At 66.6% G+C, this 17,526-nt stretch carries 18 protein-coding genes and 2 tRNA genes; 6 read left to right on the top strand and 14 right to left on the bottom strand.

Annotated elements, in window-relative coordinates:
* Positions 1 to 44: 44 nt before the first annotated feature.
* Entirely contained in the window at positions 45 to 257 is a 213-nt protein-coding gene (locus ACQU6B_RS09770; protein WP_430867362.1) for a hypothetical protein, read from the bottom strand.
* Between the two features lie 245 nt (positions 258 to 502).
* Between ACQU6B_RS09770 and ACQU6B_RS09775 the strand changes: the two genes are divergently transcribed.
* Positions 503 to 2,281, top strand: coding sequence for a sigma-70 family RNA polymerase sigma factor (locus ACQU6B_RS09775; RefSeq protein ID WP_430867363.1), 1,779 nt, complete (start codon positions 503 to 505; stop codon positions 2,279 to 2,281).
* A gap of 104 nt (positions 2,282 to 2,385) precedes the next feature.
* Here the strand turns inward: ACQU6B_RS09775 and ACQU6B_RS09780 are convergent, their stop codons facing one another.
* Together ACQU6B_RS09780 and ACQU6B_RS09785 are read right to left on the bottom strand one after the other, a co-directional pair.
* Positions 2,386 to 3,168 (bottom strand): hypothetical protein, encoded by a 783-nt coding sequence (locus ACQU6B_RS09780; protein WP_430867364.1) that lies wholly within the window; start codon positions 3,166 to 3,168, stop codon positions 2,386 to 2,388.
* Positions 3,169 to 3,665: 497 nt separating this feature from the next.
* Positions 3,666 to 3,738 (bottom strand) — tRNA-Lys (locus ACQU6B_RS09785).
* Positions 3,739 to 3,850: 112 nt separating this feature from the next.
* On the opposite strand from ACQU6B_RS09785, the gene bcp reads away from it, so the two are divergent.
* Positions 3,851 to 4,324, top strand: a complete 474-nt coding sequence (gene bcp, locus ACQU6B_RS09790; RefSeq protein WP_430867365.1) for a thioredoxin-dependent thiol peroxidase — start codon at positions 3,851 to 3,853, stop codon at positions 4,322 to 4,324.
* 67 nt (positions 4,325 to 4,391) lie between these two features.
* Positions 4,392 to 4,473: transfer RNA gene (locus tag ACQU6B_RS09795), tRNA-Leu, on the top strand.
* 103 nt (positions 4,474 to 4,576) lie between these two features.
* Here the strand turns inward: ACQU6B_RS09795 and trxA are convergent.
* Complete coding sequence (gene trxA / locus ACQU6B_RS09800; protein ID WP_430867366.1) at positions 4,577 to 4,948, bottom strand: thioredoxin; 372 nt, start codon at positions 4,946 to 4,948, stop codon at positions 4,577 to 4,579.
* A 131-nt stretch (positions 4,949 to 5,079) separates the two neighbouring features.
* Between trxA and ACQU6B_RS09805 the strand changes: the two genes are divergently transcribed.
* Complete coding sequence (locus tag ACQU6B_RS09805; protein ID WP_430867367.1) at positions 5,080 to 5,622, top strand: NUDIX hydrolase family protein; 543 nt, start codon at positions 5,080 to 5,082, stop codon at positions 5,620 to 5,622.
* A 59-nt stretch (positions 5,623 to 5,681) separates the two neighbouring features.
* Here ACQU6B_RS09805 and rdgB read toward each other — a convergent pair whose 3' ends face one another.
* The 10 genes from rdgB to ACQU6B_RS09855 form a co-directional block, all read right to left on the bottom strand.
* A complete protein-coding gene (gene rdgB, locus ACQU6B_RS09810) occupies positions 5,682 to 6,326 on the bottom strand; it encodes an RdgB/HAM1 family non-canonical purine NTP pyrophosphatase (RefSeq protein ID WP_430867368.1) in 645 nt (214 codons plus the stop codon).
* Positions 6,327 to 6,328: 2 nt separating this feature from the next.
* Positions 6,329 to 7,072: a ribonuclease PH gene (gene rph / locus ACQU6B_RS09815; RefSeq protein WP_430867369.1), complete on the bottom strand. Its 744-nt coding sequence runs from the start codon at positions 7,070 to 7,072 to the stop codon at positions 6,329 to 6,331.
* Between the two features lie 57 nt (positions 7,073 to 7,129).
* Positions 7,130 to 7,903 (bottom strand): MBL fold metallo-hydrolase, encoded by a 774-nt coding sequence (locus tag ACQU6B_RS09820; protein WP_430867370.1) that lies wholly within the window; start codon positions 7,901 to 7,903, stop codon positions 7,130 to 7,132.
* A complete protein-coding gene (gene murI, locus ACQU6B_RS09825; protein WP_430867371.1) occupies positions 7,900 to 8,706 on the bottom strand; it encodes a glutamate racemase in 807 nt (268 codons plus the stop codon). The genes ACQU6B_RS09820 and murI overlap by 4 nt, the downstream gene beginning before the upstream one ends.
* On the bottom strand, positions 8,699 to 9,346 hold the full coding sequence (locus ACQU6B_RS09830; RefSeq protein WP_430867372.1) for a DUF2017 family protein: 648 nt from the start codon (positions 9,344 to 9,346) through the stop codon (positions 8,699 to 8,701). Before ACQU6B_RS09830 ends, murI begins: the two co-directional genes overlap by 8 nt.
* Positions 9,343 to 9,630: an ATP-dependent Clp protease adapter ClpS gene (clpS, locus tag ACQU6B_RS09835; RefSeq protein WP_430867373.1), complete on the bottom strand. Its 288-nt coding sequence runs from the start codon at positions 9,628 to 9,630 to the stop codon at positions 9,343 to 9,345. The genes ACQU6B_RS09830 and clpS overlap by 4 nt, the downstream gene beginning before the upstream one ends.
* A gap of 65 nt (positions 9,631 to 9,695) precedes the next feature.
* The gene (locus tag ACQU6B_RS09840) at positions 9,696 to 9,983 is read right to left on the bottom strand and encodes a DUF3039 domain-containing protein (protein ID WP_430867374.1); all 288 of its coding nucleotides are present in this window, start codon (positions 9,981 to 9,983) and stop codon (positions 9,696 to 9,698) included.
* A 90-nt stretch (positions 9,984 to 10,073) separates the two neighbouring features.
* A complete protein-coding gene (locus ACQU6B_RS09845; RefSeq protein WP_430867375.1) occupies positions 10,074 to 11,705 on the bottom strand; it encodes a hypothetical protein in 1,632 nt (543 codons plus the stop codon).
* Complete coding sequence (locus ACQU6B_RS09850) at positions 11,687 to 12,484, bottom strand: ABC transporter ATP-binding protein (protein ID WP_430867376.1); 798 nt, start codon at positions 12,482 to 12,484, stop codon at positions 11,687 to 11,689. The genes ACQU6B_RS09845 and ACQU6B_RS09850 overlap by 19 nt, the downstream gene beginning before the upstream one ends.
* A gap of 22 nt (positions 12,485 to 12,506) precedes the next feature.
* Positions 12,507 to 13,472: a calcium/sodium antiporter gene (locus ACQU6B_RS09855; protein ID WP_430867377.1), complete on the bottom strand. Its 966-nt coding sequence runs from the start codon at positions 13,470 to 13,472 to the stop codon at positions 12,507 to 12,509.
* Positions 13,473 to 13,712: 240 nt separating this feature from the next.
* Between ACQU6B_RS09855 and ACQU6B_RS09860 the strand changes: the two genes are divergently transcribed.
* Entirely contained in the window at positions 13,713 to 14,819 is a 1,107-nt protein-coding gene (locus ACQU6B_RS09860; RefSeq protein ID WP_430867378.1) for a fatty acid desaturase family protein, read from the top strand.
* A 104-nt stretch (positions 14,820 to 14,923) separates the two neighbouring features.
* On the top strand, positions 14,924 to 17,464 hold the full coding sequence (locus ACQU6B_RS09865) for a leucine-rich repeat protein (RefSeq protein ID WP_430867379.1): 2,541 nt from the start codon (positions 14,924 to 14,926) through the stop codon (positions 17,462 to 17,464).
* The last annotated feature ends 62 nt before the right edge of the window (positions 17,465 to 17,526 follow it).

A 17,526-nucleotide genomic window follows, 5' to 3' on the forward strand; every position in this document is an offset into this window, starting at 1 on the left:
AATTCCCGGCTGGAATGTTCAGCGGCGTGTAGTGCGCGCGGGGGTCAACTGGAGGTGGCGGCCACGCAATCGCGGGTTTTCGGGTGACGGTTGACCGTGCCACGAGACACCCTGAACGTGTCTGTGAACTCCTGAACGGTGTACTGCTCGGCGTCGTCCGTGGCCCGCGCTTGGACGTCTTTCGTGGAGGTCATCGTGTCGACGCCACGCGACAACGCACGCGCGCCAATGCCGCGGGCGTATCCGAAGAGGGGCATGGGCCGATTGTCGCATAGCCGTGCCTCGGGGAACGTACGTCTCGGTCAAATACCCACCGCGGTGGGCAGACCCTCCGGGCATTCGCAGACACGTTCGGGGTGAACCGCGGCACCATCTACCGCCGCTTCGAGATCTCGGCACCTTGCCCGCGGCAAATAGTTGACGGTGGTTGCGTCACGATTCCCCCGAACCCGCGTCTTCCACTACGGAACCAAACGACAAACCAAACCTTCGGAGGCACCGCTTGACCCTTCCAGCAGGGCACTCCACCCCAGACGTAGACCTTGTAACGGAAGTCCGGGACGGCACGGATACTGCCGACCAAGCGTTCGCGGAGCTGTGGATCCGCCACTTCAAGGCGGGCCGCGCTGTCGCGCGGCAGGTCACTGACCGATTCGATCCCGACGACCTCACCCAGGAAGCGTTCGCGCGCATCCTGTCCGCCATCCGCAGGGGCAAGGGACCCACGGAGGCGTTCCGCCCCTACCTGTATGCCTCCATTCGAACCGTGTCGATTGACTGGGCGCGCAGCAACACTTCCGCGGCCACCGCCACCCTCGACGAAGCCGACACCCTCATCGACCCCGAGTCGATGTTCACCGACAGTTCGATCGACCGCACCCTCACCGGCAAGGCTTTCCTCGCCCTGCGGCCCGAATGGCGCACGGTGCTTTGGTACACCGAGGTGGAAGGGATGAAGCCACGCGAGATCGCCGTCTTCATGGGCATTGCTCCCAACGCCGTCTCCGCACTGGGGGTCCGTGCCCGCGATGGGCTAAGAAACGCGTGGATGCAAGCGCACCTGAACTCGGAAGCAGCGGCCCCTGAATGTCGAAGCACCGTGGACAACCTCGGCGCGTACAACCGCGGCCGCCTCGCTCCCAATGCCCGCGACCAGGTGGAAACCCACCTCACAAGCTGCCTGAAGTGCTCCATCCTCGTGGACGAGCTCGACACCGCGTCCTCACGTTTGGGGATCATGCTGCTGCCCCTGGTGCTCGGCCCCGGCGTGACCGCCCTGAACCCGAGCCCCTCCTACGCCCCTCTACCAGCGAAGAGACTCAACCCTGCCGTGGTCGGCATAGCGGTCGCTGCACTCACCGTTGTGGCCGTTGGAGCCGGGGCCTCCATTAGCCTGTTCGGTTCGGCCGACTCCGCGATCACCACTGAAATTGTTGCCTCCGCTCCCAGCACGACTCAACCCGCCGAGCAGCCGGAACAGAACATCGCAGTGGAACCTGCCAATCCAGCCACGCCCGTTCGTGCTGAACCAACGGTCGTCGAGCGGCCCGCACTCAGTGCTCCGGTCGACACCCCCATCACCACCCAGGAGGGCGGTGAAAGCGCTGAACCCACTTCCAGTCGCGCTCCGACGGCCGGACAGTCCCCACCAACGATGGCGATCCCGGGAACGGATCCCGCGCCGGCTTCGCCCCCGCCTACCTCCATCACCCCGACACCTGAGCCCGAACCCGAACTCCCACCCATGCCAGCCATACCCGTCATCACCACGGTCGCCAACAGCGGCTTCTATTTGCCTAAGCTCTCCGGCATCGCCACGCCCGGCGCTACCCTCATTCTCTTCGAGGCAGGCACTACTCACGAACTCACGCGCACCACCGTCGACGCCGCCGGTGCATGGTCGCTCACCATCCCCTCAGTCGAGAACACTGAGCCGCTGTCCGTCGTCGCTCTCATCGAGGACGCCGACAGTTCACGCTCCGAGCTGACCGAACCAGCGGGGCCGTTTACCCTGGCTGCGCCCGACGTCCAGCCTGACCTATCCTTCTCCCCCACCCCGGCGGTAGTCGTGGTCGGCGTGGCAGGTGAAACCGTTGAATCCATCATCGACGGCGTGCCGACAGGAAACCTTTACACCCTGGCGGGAACACCGTTGAGCCTCTGGTTCCCGCTCAACACTCAAGGCACCTTCGTGGCCGGCTTCCGTTACGTCGACACCACGGCCGGGCTCACCGGACGTATCGACACGGTGACGTTCGTCGACGGACTCGTCGCCCCCTAACCCCGCAGGCGGGGACGGTTATTTCCGATTGACGAACCCCTTTTGTCGTCACGGACGCCGGCGTGGAGGCGTGGACGCCTACAGTCGATGCGAGGATCGTCCCCTCAGCGGCTCAGTGGCTCAGTGGCAGCCTCGAGGGCAGCAACATCAAGTATGTCCAGCGTCGACGCCACATCGTCCTTGGCGGTCGTCGCGGACTTGCTTGCAGCGGTCGCGGACTTAGCATCCTCGTCCGAGGGAATTTTCGCGAGGTCACCACCCACCAGGTCATCAGACGACTTCACCGTCGCGTTCAACTCCTTGAGCGCCGCCGAGTACGCTTCATGCGCCGCGGGTAGCGTCCGCGCGGAAGCTAAAGCCGCAGCCGCGACCATATCCGCGTCCGCAGTGCCGTCAGTCCAGTCAGACAAGGCGACAACCACCGCGGTGTTCGCCGCGAGGATGAAGTCCGCGTTGTCCGACGGATCAACGCCAGCACCAAGCTTCGAGATGTCAACTGTGCGGCAGTCGGCAGCCGTATGAGCCTCAGCGACGCGAACGGCCGCAGTCGCGAGCCCCACCTCCTCAGATTCAGCGCCGTAAACCTCACTGACGATCGCCACATACGCAGCCGTGTCCGCCGCCCACGTAGAAGATTCAGCCGTCGCAACACATTCGGCAAGCGCGGTGGCCGCAGTCGCAGCGGAATGATCAGTCAGGGCAACCGCGTCAGCGTCGTCGGCCCGCGCATTCACGACGTTCACAGCGAGCACCGCACCCAAGGTGAACGCCGCCGCAGCTGCCGCAATGAGGACGAGCGCCTTCTTGCGGCTCGTCCCCTCAGGCTCGGCGGGTTCAAGCTCAGGGTCCATCTGGTCAGCGGTTTCAGGTTCAATCGTGTCAGGCATTTTGAGCTCCCTATGCGCCATGGCGGGTGTACCCGTGTAGGTACGTCTGACGTATAAGACGACGCCGCGGAGCTTTCGTGACGCAAGCCAGTTCACAGGCGGGGCATTCTTCGGCTCGCGCTCGGCTGGCCAGCTACTCGCTCAGCGCACCCTTGACTGGGTCAACTGCTGCGCTCTACCCTCGTGCTCTCTCAATCGGGCGCTAGACGGTTGAACTTAGCCCACCTACCCCTCAACAGCCCCTCGAACTTCGCAACGGTCATACCCTCGCGGGCGCGCGCAAATATGGTCGACCACAAACACCTCGTCAATGCCGAAGGTGTTGAGAAGTACCCCACCCACGGGTCAAAGGGGACCGTGGGCGGATCTGTCGAGGATCCAAGAGATGCCTCGGTCTGGGCGCTGACGAGACTAGGGAATCGTCGGCACCTGTGCCCATGTGTGCCCTCCGACACAAAAAAGCCCGGCAGACACTTGCGTGTCTACCGGGCTGTTTGTGCGCCATCAGGGACTCGAACCCCGAACCCACTGATTAAGAGTCAGTTGCTCTGCCAATTGAGCTAATGGCGCGTACACCGTCAAGCGGTGCGAGTGACAACTTTAGCAGGCACTAGGCCATCTCGTGAAATCCGCCCCCGACGACCGCGTTTTGGGCCCCTGACCGGGGCGATATCGTGGGGGCATGAGCCAAAACAAACTGAGCATCGGCGACGATGCACCGGACTTCACCGCGCCGACCGACGAGGGCACCTTCAGCCTTTCCGAGTACCGCGGCAAGAACGTCATCCTGTACTTCTACCCCGCCGCTATGACCCCCGGCTGCACCACTCAGGCGTGCGACTTCAGGGACTCGCTGAGCGCCCTCGCCGCCGCCGGCTACGAGGTGGTCGGCATTTCCAAGGACACGCCCGAGAAGCTCGCTCAGTTCCGGGAGGCGGAGGGCATCACGTTCCCGCTGGTCTCCGACCCCGACAAGGCTGTGCAGGACGCGTACGGCGCTTGGGGAGAGAAGAAGCTCTACGGCAAGGTGGTGACCGGCTCCATCCGCTCCACGTTCGTCGTCGACGCCCACGGCAAGATCGCTCTGGCGCAGTACAACGTCAAGGCGACCGGCCACGTGGCCAAGTTGCGCCGCGACTTGGGCCTCGACTCCTAAGGAGTTGGTCAGCGGCGCCCCGCGTCGCGTATCCTTGTGCCGCGGCACGCCTAGGCATGCCGAGCACGCGTGAGTGGCGGAATTGGCAGACGCGCTGGTCTTAGGAACCAGTGTCTTCGGACGTGCGGGTTCAAGTCCCGCCTCGCGCACAGTGAGCAACAAGTAGTAGGCAAGAAAGAAGGCCCCACCCGGATACCGGGTGGGGCCTTCTTGTTTCGTAGCCTCTCGGCTAGGACGCTTGTGCGAGCGGGTTTAGTGCTCGGATGCCTCGTGGTCCTGGATCTTCGCGCGGACCTCGTCCATGTCGAGTGCCTCGACTGCCGTGACGAGCTCCTGGAGCGCGGGTCCGGGAAGTGCGCCGGCCTGGTTGAAGACCATCACGCCGTCGCGGAAGGCCATCAGCGTGGGAATCGCGGTGACGCCGAACTTGGCGCCCAACTCCTGCTGAGCCTCAGTGTCGACCTTGGCGTGAACGATCTCGGACTTGGACTCGGAAGACTGCTCGAAGATCGGCGCGAAGCGCTTGCACGGGCCGCACCATTCTGCCCAGAAGTCGACGAGGACGATGCCGTCCTGGCTCACAGTCTGGTCAAACGTCTCAGTGGTCAATTCGATGGTTGCCATCAGTTCCTCTCTTATGGGGGCTATCCCTCTAAGCGCTGTAACGCGATGCTATTGCGCTTCATTCCCTACCCAGGTTGGCATGCCTCGGCGCGCATGGCGTGGACGACGCCACGAGGGGGTACAAAAGGACTATGACCGATATGGCCGAACTGCCCTCAGAACCTTCCGGATGGCTCAGCGAGAACGAACTCGAGCAGGTGCGCGGCGAACTGCCGCTGCTTTACGTCAACGCGATCCCGGTGCGCATCAACGCCCTTGGCGAATTGACCGAGGTTGGACTCCTGCTTCGCGCCGATGACGGGGCCATCTCCCGCGCCATCGTCGCCGGGCGCGTGCTGTACCACGAGAAGATCCGCGAGGCGCTGCTGCGCAACCTTGAGAAGGACCTCGGCTCGGTGGCGCTCCCGCGAATTCCGAGCACCCCCGTGCCGTTCGCGGTCGCCGAGTACTTCCCCACCCCCGGCTCAGGGCCCTTCACCGACACTCGTCAGCACGCCGTGGCGCTCGCCTACGTGGTGCCCGTGGACGGCGACTGCGCCCCCAGCCAGAACTCGCTCGACATCGTCTGGCTCACGCCCGAGGAGGCCGCGAGCGAGGAGGTCGGACGCGAGATGACCGGCGGCCAGGACGTGCTGCTACGGCAGGCCCTCGCCCACTGCGGCGTCCTGCCGTAACGACCAACGCGCGCCGTCCCACCCCGTGTGTTGGCGCGTTCAGACCGACGACGCCTGCGCTAGCGGGCGAGTTCTGCCGCCAGGTGCTGCGCGAGCGCCCGGAACGCGGCGCCCCGGTGAGAAATCTGGTTCTTCTGCTCCGGGGAGAGCTCCGCGGTCGTGACCTCGAAGCCGTCGGCCACAAAGATGGGGTCGTAGCCGAAGCCACCCCCGCCGGCTGGCTCGCGCGTCACGCGGCCGGGCATCCGCCCCACCTCCACGTACTCGCTACCCTGAGGCGTCACGAGCGCCGCGGCGCAGACAAAGGCAGCGTCACGATGCCCATCTGGCACGTCGGCTAACTGGTCGAGGAGCAACTGCAGGTTTGCGGCGTCGTCCCCGTGCGAGCCGGCCCAGCGCGCGGAGAACACGCCCGGCGCGCCCCCCAGCACTCCCACTGCGATGCCCGAGTCGTCCGCAATCGCGGGCAACCCCGTCAGCGCGCACAACGCGCGTGCCTTGATCAGCGCGTTGTCCTCGAACGTGACGCCATCCTCCACCGGAGCTGGCGCGCCGAGCGAGCCCGCGTCGGCGATCTGGGCGCCAGTCAGGGACGGCACCAGCGGCTCGAGGATGGCCCAGACCTCGCCCACCTTGTGCGCGTTGTGCGTCGCGAAGGCCAGCCGCACGCCCGCGGGGGCCGCGACCGCGTCGGCTGCGCCCACGACTACTTTCCCAGGTCCGTTGCGAGCGCCGCCTGCTGCATGAGCGTGAGCTCCGCGTTGCCGGCGGTGGCGAGCGCCAGCAGCTCGTCCAGCTCAGCCTTGGAGAACGGCTTGCCCTCCGCTGTTCCCTGCACCTCGACGAATCCGCCGGTGCCGGTCATCACCACGTTCATGTCGGTCTCGGCGCGCACGTCCTCGACGTACGGGAGGTCGAGCATGGGTCGCCCGTCGATGATGCCGACGGAGATCGCGGAGACGGAGTCGCTCAGCGGGTTGGCGTTCGGCTTGATGGCGCCGTTGAGCTTGCCCCACGCGATCGCGTCGGCGAGCGCCACATAGGCGCCGGTGATCGCGGCAGTACGAGTGCCGCCGTCGGCCTCGAGCACGTCGCAGTCCAGCACGATGGTGTTCTCGCCGAGTTCCTTCACGTCGATGACGGCGCGCAGCGAGCGGCCAATCAGTCGCGAGATCTCCATGGTCCGGCCACCGATCTTGCCGCGCACGGACTCGCGATCGTTGCGCGTGTTCGTGGCGCGCGGGAGCATCGCGTACTCGGCGGTGACCCAGCCCTCGCCGGAGCCCTTCTTCCAGCGCGGCACGCCCGAGGTAAAGGACGCCGAGCAGAGCACGCGGGTGCCGCCGAACGTCACGAGGCACGAGCCCTCGGCTGAGCTCTGCCATCCACGCTCAAATGAAACGGGACGGAGTTGGTCAAGGGCACGCCCATCGGCACGAGTTTCAGTCATGCCCCGAGCCTAGGCGATACGCGGCGCCGCCGATTTCCGCGCCGGACGCCAACCGTTCTAGACGACGATGTGCATGCCCGGGCGCGCGACGTCGAGCCTGCCCGAGAAGTGCGCCGCGACCTCAACCAGGGTCTCGTTGGGGTCCGTCCACGGCGGCAGGTGCGTCACGATGAGCCGGTCACAGGCGGCTGCCTGCGCCACGCGCCCGGCCGCGGCAGCGGTGAGGTGCGTTCCCTCGGGGGCGTCGTCGGCCTCAAGGAAGCTCGCCTCGCACAGGAACGCGTCGACCCCGGCCGCCACCTTCGCCAGGCCCTCGCACACGTCGGCATCGCCCGAGTAGGCGATGGTCGCGCTGCCTCGCGCGGGCAGCTCGCTTGGCCCCTCGATGCGCATCGCGTACGCGGGCACCGAATGAGTGACGGGCTGGGCCGTAATAGTGAGGGGCCCCACATGTACTGGAGCTCCCGCCTGCCAGGCGACGTTGATAATCGCATCGGTGCGGGTGCGTTTGCCTCGCAACTCGTCGATCCGGGCCGCAGTTCCGAACGGCCCGTACACCTGGGTCTGCCCCGGGCCGTCCGGGTGATGCGACAGATACGTGTGCAGCGCAGCGAGGTCCGCGCAGTGGTCCGGATGCAGGTGGGAGATGGCCACCGCGTCTATCTCGAGCGGGTCGCAGTAGCGCTGCAGGGGCCCCAGCGAACCCGAACCCAGGTCCAGCACTACCCTCCAGGTGCGCCCCGCGGCATCGTCCGCCTCGACCAGGTAGCACGACGCCGCCGAGGCCGGTCCGGGCACGCTGCCCGAGCAGCCCACGACGGTCAGCCTCATGAGCCCAGCGACTCCACCGCGGTGACGACTGGACCCAGGAACCGTTGCGCGTGCGCCTCGAAGTCCGCGCGCTCTCCGGTGGCGAAGAACCGATGCTGGGGCGGCGTCGACGCGGTCCGCTCGAGCCCGTTCGCGGCCAGCGCGCGGAACACGTCGATGGCGGTCTCGGTGGCGCTGTCCACCAGCGTCACCCGCTCCCCCATGACGTAGCCGATCGCGCCCTGCAGCATCGGGTAGTGCGTGCAGCCCAGGATCAGGGTGTCGATGTCCGCCTCCTGGAGCGGCGCCAGGTACCGGCGGGCCACCTCCACGACCTCCGGGCCCCCGGTGACGCCCCTCTCGACGAGCGGCACAAAGTCGGGGCAGGCCTGGGAGTACACGGTAACGCCGGGCGCCGCGGCGAGCGCGTCGTCGTACGCCCCCGACGTGATCGTCGCGGTGGTCCCGATGACGCCGATGCGGCCCGACTTGGTCTGGGCGGCGGCGCGGCGCACGGCCGGCACAATCACCTCGACCACGGGCACTCCGCGCTCGCGGCTGAAGCGCTCGCGGGCATCGCGCAGCACCGCAGCGGAAGCCGTGTTGCACGCGATCACGAGGACCTTGACGCCGTCCTCGACCAGGGCGTCCATGATGTCCAGCGCGTGGGTGCGGACCTCGGAGATCGGCAGCGGTCCGTACGGGCCGTGCGCGGTGTCGCCCACGTAGTGAATGGACTCGGCCGGCATCATGTCCATGATCGCGCGCGCGACGGTCAACCCGCCCACTCCCGAGTCGAACACTCCAATGGGTGCGTTATTCATCGCTCTTGCGCTCCTCAATGCTCATCACGAACGCGATAAGCGATTCCTGTAGCCACGTTAACGCCTGGTAGAGCATGCCGAGCCAGACCCGCTCGGGGTCGACCAGGAGGTCGTCGTCTGCGTCGGTTTCCAGCGCGTGCTGCGCGAGTTCGATCTCGGTGTGGAGCCTGTCCGCGTCCTCGTCGGTGTCGAGTGACAGTCGCGAGGCCAGCACCAGCCGCACGTCGGTGAGCGCCGCCGCGGTCGCCATGGCGTCCTCCTCGCGCACCTCCCAGTCCGGGCCGTCCTCGCTGAGCTGCTCCCACATCAGGCGCAGGCGCGTCACCTTCGTGGCGCGCAGGTCGCCCTCGGTGAGCCGCCTAAACTCGCTGGCCACCTCGCGGTCCGTCGGCGCCGCGTTAGGCAGCAGGCGCAGTATGGCGGGGTCAGAGGGCTCGGCCAGCGACTCCTCAAGGCCCACGAGGTGCGAGAAGATCTCGTCCGCCTCGCTGCGCTCCGGGCGCGTCTGCTCGGCCTGCATGCCGAAGGCCTCGCCACCCAGCAGGAGTCCTACGTCTGCGACGATGCGGGCAACCACGGCGCGCTCGTCCTCGTCGAGTTCCGCAACCGCTACCCCGTCGCGCTCGAGGAAGCCCCTCACTCGCCGCTCCGCTGCATGGTGGCCCAGAGGCCGTAGCCGTGCATCGCCTGTACGTCCACTTCCATCTTCTCGCGACCGCCAGAGGAGACCACAGACTTGCCGTTGTCGTGCACCTCATGCATGCGCGACTCCGCCTCGGCCCGCGTAAAGCCAAAGTAGGACTGGAACACGTGAGTGACGTAGTTCATCAGGTTCACCGGGTCGTTCCAGACGATGGTGACCCAGGCATCGTCCAGGCGCGTTGCCACATTGCCCGCGTGCTCGAGTTGCTCCTTGGGGTCCACCCCCTAAGCCTACGGCGAGGTTGCGGTCAGACCAGTCATTGAGCCGATGCGTCGCGGGCGCGGCCCTAGTTGTCGTCGTCGCCGGAGCCGAAGCGACCGTCGATGATCTCCTTGCACTGCGGGCAGACGGGGAACTTCTGGGGGTCGCGGCCGGGCGTCCACACCTTGCCGCACAGCGCGATCACGGGGTCGCCGCTCATCGCGGACTCCATGATCTTTTCCTTGCGGACGTAGTGCGAGAAGCGCTCGCCGTCTCCCGGCTCGGCCAACTCGCGAGTCGTGGTGCGTTCGATGGTGGCGGTGCCGCCCTGGGGAAGGTCGGTCTGGGGTGCGGGGGTCATGGGCTCGCTCATGCGCACCATATTACGTGGTGACGTGCGCGAAGGGAACGGCGAGCGCGAGTGGTGCAGCGCTGCGCGGTGCGCGCATCGGACCTGCCTGGGTCAGGTCACCGCGCTTAGGAGCGCGCCCGCGCGGGCGTCGTACATCCGGCCCGCGTAGCGCACTCCCGCAATGTACGCCGCGGGGCCGATGCCGAAGCCGGCGATGCACGCGAGCCAGGCCCAGCGCGGATCCACCACCAGGGCGAGCGCCAGCGGCAGTATCACCAGCGGCAAGAGCACCACGGTCGCGGCGGAGGACGCCAGCTGGGCTACCAGCGCGGCACCCACCGAACCCACCTCCGCGCCCAAGGGGTTCTCCCCGGGCGCCGGCGCCCGGTAGGGAAACACCACGCTCGACAGCGCGGAGACCCCGAGCGTGAGCCCGAGGACGCCGACACACGCGCCGACCAACGCGGCTGAAATCTCCCACAGCCCGCTCCACAGCAAAACCGCCGCGCACGCAACCAGGGTGGCGGGCAGCGCCCAGGCGAGCACCGCGGACATCCGCCCGCGCATCACGGCGACCCCGACGCGACCGGAGACCACATCGAGCCACAGCGCGCTCGAGTCGTAGGCCAGGTCGTTGTGGCGCCCCCAGCCGATGGACGCCGCGAGCAGCACCGGAGCCACGAAGGACCAGCGTGCGTCGAGCCCCGCCACCGGCATAACGAGCGCGAGGAAGACCACCGGGAAGGCCAGCACGCCGAGCATGTTGGCCAGGTAGCGCGGATCGGAGAACCAGTACCGCAGCAGCCGAGCGCGGACCGCGTGCGCCACCGTGGAGCGTCGCGGCAGCAAGGTGCGCGCCCACGCGGGGGTCCGCGCCTCGCGCACCGCGTGCCTGCGGGCCGACGCAATGACGGTGTCGTCCCTGCGACGCGTGCCCGCCCCGCGAAAGCGCGGGTTGACAAGCGCGTACGCCACATTCGCGCGCCACGCTCCCCACAGCACGCCCACCCACAGCGCCACCTCGCCCAAGCGCCAGGCGGCACCCCACCAGTCCCCCAGCATGACCGCGTACGGCGCCGCCATCCCCGCCCCGATGGGCGTGACGGCGAGTTGGTTCAGGAACACCGGCAGGTCGTGCTCGAGCACGGAGTCGAGGCCCTCGCTAAAGAGCAGCCAGCCCAGCGGCGCCACCAGCGCGAGCGTCAACACGATCATCACCACGGCCGCTCCCCTAGCGCGCCGGGAGGCGAGCACGCGTGTGCCCCACATGGCGGCGACGCGGGCGCCGAACACCAGCGACACCACGGTGAGCGCCGCACCAACGATAGCCACGAGCATCGTCCCCGCGCCTTCGTCGCGCCAGGCGGAGGTCAGGATCAGGAAGATCGCCGCGAAGAAGGCGAAGGGGATGGTCAGCATCGCCGCCACGGTGAGCCCCGGCATGATGCGCCGCGCGCTCAGGCCCAGCAGCGCAAACCTGCCCGGCTCGAGCGTGTCGTCCAGGCCCGTGACCAGGATGGGAACTACGACCCAGCCGAGCGCACTGAGGAAGGCGATGATCACCAGCGCGTTGGCGCGCAGGTCTCCCGACTGTCCCGCCAGGGCATTGGCGCCAAAGACGGCCCACGGCAGCAACACGAGCGCCCACACTGCCCCGCTCGCGACGATCAGTATCCGCCACCGCTCACGCTCCAGGACGTGCCGCTGCGTGCGGAACTTGATCGCTAGGACTGCCGCAACCACGCCAGGTCCCGCTGGTCCGCCACGTCGCCGATGAGGTCGACGAACCGCTCCTCGAGCTCGCGCCCGTCGCGCACCTCGTCGAGGCTGCCCTCGGCCAGGATGCGGCCCGAGCCGATCACGGCTACGCGGTCGCACAGTCGCTCAACCAGCGCCATCACGTGGGAGGACATCACCACGGTCCCACCCGATTCCACGAAGGCGGTGAGGATGCGGCGGATCGCGCCGGCGGAGACTGGGTCCACCGCCTCGAAGGGCTCGTCCAGCACTAGCACCCGCGGCGCGTGGACCAGCGCGCACGCCAAGGAGATCTTCTTGGTCATGCCGGCTGAGTAGTCGGTGACGAGCGTGCGCCCCGCACCCTCGAGGTCCAACGCCGCCAGCAGGTCGTCCCGTCGCGCCAGCACGGTCTCGCGATCGAGTCCGCGCAGCAGCCCGGCGTACGAGATCAGCTCGGCGCCGGTGAGGCGATCAAAGCTGTGCAGCCCGTCGGGGAGCACCCCGAGCATCCGCTTAGCGGAATCGGGACTGGCCCACAGGTCCACGCCATGGATCAAGGCCGTGCCCGCATCGGGCGTCAGCAGGCCCGTCGCCATCGATAGCGCGGTGGTCTTGCCGGCACCGTTGGGGCCCACCACCCCGTAGAACGAACCCGACGGGATGTCCAGGTCGATGGCGTCAACCGCGAGCGTCGCGCCAAAACGTTTGGTGAGGCCGCGCAGCGAGATAGCCGGCGTCAGGCCGCCCTGGCTAGTGGCCGCTGCGGGGCTCGCGTCGCTCATTGCGCCAGGTTATACGGCGTTGCTAACCCGCAGTCACCAGAACGAGCACGGTGTAACTAAGCCAACACACCAACAGGATGGAGCCCTCGATCCTGTTGATACGGCCGCGCCCCTTGCGCCCCCAGGCGAACGCGACCAGCAGCAGCGTCATGATGGCGACCGCAGGCAGGTCCCGGGTCAGGATCTCGCTGTCCACCGTGATGGGCGCGATCACTCCCGCGATGCCGATGACTCCCAGCGTGTTGAAGAGGTTGGAGCCGATGATGTTGCCCAGTGCCAGCTCGTTCTCGCCCTTGCGCGCGGCGGCGATTGAGGCCGCCAACTCCGGCGCGGACGTGCCGATGGCGACCACCGTCAGCCCAATGACCAGGTCCGACCAGCCGAGCGACTGCGCGATCTCCACCGCGCCCCACACCAGGATTCGCGAGCCCACCAGCAGGAGGATGAAGCCTACGGCGAGCCAGATCCACGCCGCCCGCTTGCTGAGCTTGCCCGGATCCGTCTCGATTGCGACCTCTTGGGCCAGGTGATCCTCGCTGTGCGAGCGTGCGGACACCACGGACCAGGCGACCAGGACCACCAGCAGGAGTAGCAGGACGGCCGCGTCCGCCGTCGAGATGGAGCCGTCTAGCATCAGCAGCCACGCGACGCCCGTCGCCGCGAGCAAGACGGGCAGTTCCTTACGCAGAATCCCGCGGTGCACCAGGATGGGCAACAGGATCGCGGTCACACCGAGAACCAGCCCGATGTTCGCGATGTTGGATCCCAGCGCGTTACCCAGCGCTAGCTCAGGGCTGCCGTCGAGTGCCGCGAACGTTGAGACGACCATCTCCGGCGCTGACGTGCCGAAGCCAATCACCAGCATGCCGATCAGCAGCGGCGCCATTCCCAGGTACCTCGCGACGTTGGACGCCCCGAGGACAAATTTGTCCGCGCTCCACGCGAGAACACCGAGCCCGCCGATGGTGGCGATAATCGCTAAAGTCATGGCAAGAGCGTAACCACACGGGGCATCGGCCGCCGAATGTTCGCCGCAAATGAGGAAACGTGTCGTTTCACCCCACGTAATGGGGCGACTTTGACAAAGCGCGCGTTCGGCACTAGATATCTAACCTACGGCACCGTAGGATTGGGCCAAATGAACCGCGGGTGTCTCACCCCATCTGAACCGTGGGTGCCACACCCAGTCTTCGACTGAGAAGTCGTAGTCCGACCTCTCAGGAGTAACATGCCGAAACCGGCCACACCTTCAGCAGACTTTGCCCCCACCGCGACAGTGACGACGTGGCCGTTCCCCGTGAACAACATCACCTCGACGTTCACCGAGCTCGCCATGACGGTGCGCGACCTGGGTCTGCTCCGCCGGCACTACGCGTTCTACATTGGCACTGCCGTGGCACTGCTGCTGACTCTCGGCGGCATCATCACCGGGATCGTCCTGCTGGGCGACTCCTGGTGGCAGCTCGCCATGGCCGCGTTGCTCGGCCTGTGGCTGACTCAGGCCGCGTTCGTCGGCCACGAGGCCTCGCACCGCGTGATCCTCAACTCGGGCCCCAAGAACGACGTGCTGGGCCGCTGGGTCTCGACGCTCGCAGTGGGCATCAGCTACCAGTGGTGGATGAACAAGCACTCGCGTCACCACCAGAGCCCCAACATTCAGGGCAAGGACCCCGACATCGAGAAGGACACCATCTCCTTTGTCGACGAGGACGCCCGCGAGGCCACCGGACTGCTCGCGGCGATCACGCGCAAGCAGGGCTACCTGTTCTTCCCGCTGCTGACGTTCGAGGGCTACAACCTTCACTTCAGGTCCATCGACTCGCTGTTCCGCTTTGGCACCACCAAGCAGAAGTGGACCGAGCTGTCGCTGATCGTCGCGCACTTCGCGATCTACCTGATCCCCCTCTTCCTGTTCCTGCCGGTGGGCATGGCCTTCGCCTTCGTCGCGGTGCAGATGGCCGTCTTCGGCGTCTACATGGGCGCGTCTTTCGCCCCCAACCACAAGGGCATGGCGATCATCCCGGCCGATGCCAAGATCGACTTCTTCTCCAAGCAGGTCCTGACGTCGCGCAACGTTCGCGGCGGGTGGTTCATGACCATCTTCATGGGCGGCCTGAACTACCAGATCGAGCACCACCTGTTCCCCAACATGGCGCGCCCGCACCTGGCCAAGGCCCGCGAGCTGACCATGGAGCACTGCAAGGCGCACGACGTGAAGTACACCGAGGCCGGCCTGTTCGAGTCCTACGGTATCGTCATCGACTACCTGAACCGCGTTGGCCTCCAGGCCCGCGACCCGTTCGACTGCCCGATGGTGAACCGCTTCCGTTCGTAGTACCTCCTGAGGCCCGTTCTTCCTGGTAGTCAGAGGGGTTCGGGCAGCTGTAGTCTCTGCACAGATGCTGCGCACTGGCGTGCGGCACCCTTGGGAGGAAACACATGCGCTTGTCACGACTCATCGCGGCCGCCACCATCGCCGCCGTCGCCGCCCTAGTCGTGGCCCCGGCCGCGTCTGCAGCTGGCGAGGTATGGAGCTTCACGGTGAGTGGCGGCGAAGCCACCGTGACGGGGTGCAAGGTCGGCCTTCAGAATTGCGGCCCGGTTATCGAGATCCCCGCCTCTGACGGCAACGGCAACCCCGTCACCGCGATAGGGGCCTTCGCGCTTAATTCCATTCTCATGACGTCCCTGACGCTGCCCACCAGCATCGAAAGCATCGGCACTGCGGCGTTCCAGGGCAATTATCTCGGCGACCTCGACCTCAGCGCGAACACGAACCTCACCAGCATCGGCGACAGCGCCTTCAAAGCTAGTTTCTTGACCTCCCTGAAGCTGCCCCCCAGCGTCGAAAGCATCGGCACTGCGGCATTCCGAGGAAACAGATTCGGCGCGCTCGACCTCAGCGCAAACACGAACCTCACCAGCATCGGCGACGAGGTCTTTTACGCCGCCGGAGTGACATCCCTGAAGTTGCCGATCACCATCGAGAGCATCGGCACTAGTGCGTTCCAACAAACCAAGCTCGGCGAGCTCGACCTCAGCGCAAACACGAACCTCACCACCATCGGCGACCTCGCTTTCTTCCTTGGCAGCACGACATCCTTGAAACTGCCCGCCAGCATCGAAAGCGTCGGCACTCAGGCGTTCTACTGGAACGAGCTCGGCGCACTCGACCTCAGCGCGAACACGAACTTCACGAGCATCGGGACGTCCGCATTTTTGTCGTCTGGCGTGACGTCCCTGAAGTTACCCGCCACCATCAAAAGCGTCGGCACTCAAGCGTTCGCTAGTAACGAAGTCGGCGCGCTAGACCTCGGCGCACACACGAGCCTCACCACCATTGGTGGCGCGGCGTTTAACAATGCCGGCGTGACGGCCCTCGAACTGCCCACCAGCATCGAGAGCATCGGCGGATCGGCGTTCGGCCTTAACGATCTTGGTGTGCTGGACCTCGGCGCACACACGAGCCTCACCACCATTGGTGGCTCGGCGTTTTCAAACGCGGGGTTGACGGCCCTCACGCTGCCCACCAGCATCCAAAGCATCGGCAACTCGGCGTTCGCTAGCAACAATCTCGGCGCGCTGGACCTCGGGGCAAACACGGGCCTCACCAGCATCAATGAATCTGCTTTCAACCGAGCCGGCGTGACGTCCTTGACGCTGCCCACCAGCGTCGAGAGCCTCGGCATTAAGGCGTTCTACGACAACGATCTCGGTGTGCTCGACTTCGCCACCAGTACCGGCCTTGACGCCATCGGCGCCAGTGCTTTTGCCGCAAACGCGGTGACCTCGGTCAAGTTTGGCGGCCCGGTCTCGTCGATATCGGCGTCAGCATTCTCCGACCCCACCCGCGCCAACTACACGTTCGCCGGATGGTTGGACTCAGTAGCCGGCGGTGCACCTACCTCCACGTTCCCCGCATCAACCTCGGGTGCCACGACGGTCTCCGCGCAGTGGCTCGGCGACCCGCAGACTATGACGTTCGACCCCACTAGCGGCAGCCCGGCTCCAAGCGACCAGACTGTTGCTTACGGCGACCTCGCGACCACCCCCACCGCCCCAGCCTGGTCGGGCCACACCCTTTCCGGCTGGTTCGACGCAGCCACCGACGGCACCGAATGGGACTTCGCCACCGACACGGTTGATGCCAACATCACCCTGTACGCCCAGTGGTCCCTCGACCAGCACACCGTGACGTTCGAGCCCGGCAACGGCGACGCCACCACCACCCAGGATGCAGCGTGGGGCAGCGCAGCAACAGCCCCGACAGACCCCACCTGGACGGGCCACGCCTTCACCGGCTGGTTCGACGCGGCCACCGACGGCACCGAATGGGACTTCGCCACCGACACGGTTGATGCCAACATCACGCTGTACGCCCAGTGGTCCCTCGACCAGCACACCGTGACGTTCGAGCCCGGCAACGGCGACGCCACCACCACCCAGGACGCCGCGTGGGGCAGCGCCGCAACAGCCCCGACAGACCCCACCTGGACGGGCCACGCCTTCACCGGCTGGTTCGACGCGGCCACCGGCGGCACCGAATGGGACTTCGCCACCGACACCGTCGACGCCAACATCACGCTGTACGCCCAGTACACGGCAAACGTGCCCACCGTGACCGCCCCGGCGACTGTCACGCCCGGAGTAGCGTTCGTCGTGTCCGGCACAGGATTCGACCCCAGCGAGGCCCTGACCGTCGAGCTTCACTCGGACCCAGTCATTCTCGCGACCATCCTTGCCGATGCGACTGGAGCCTTCTCCACGACCGTCACGGTCCCCACGGACACCGCCGTGGGCGCCCACCAGATCGTCGTCACGGGGGCATCGGTCACCGCTTCGACAGACGTCACGGTCCAAGCCGTCTTGGCTACCACCGGGGCGGACAACATCGACTGGATGATCGCCATCGCCGCGGCGCTGACGCTCACGGGCGCCGCGCTGTTGCTACGCCGCCGCATCGGCCTTCCTAGACACTAGGAGGCAACGACGAAGGCCCCGACTCGAATGAGTCGGGGCCTTCGTCGTAACAACAGGGATGA

Source organism: Demequina aurantiaca (genome assembly GCF_050598105.1).
GTDB classification, from domain to species: domain Bacteria; phylum Actinomycetota; class Actinomycetes; order Actinomycetales; family Demequinaceae; genus Demequina; species Demequina aurantiaca_A.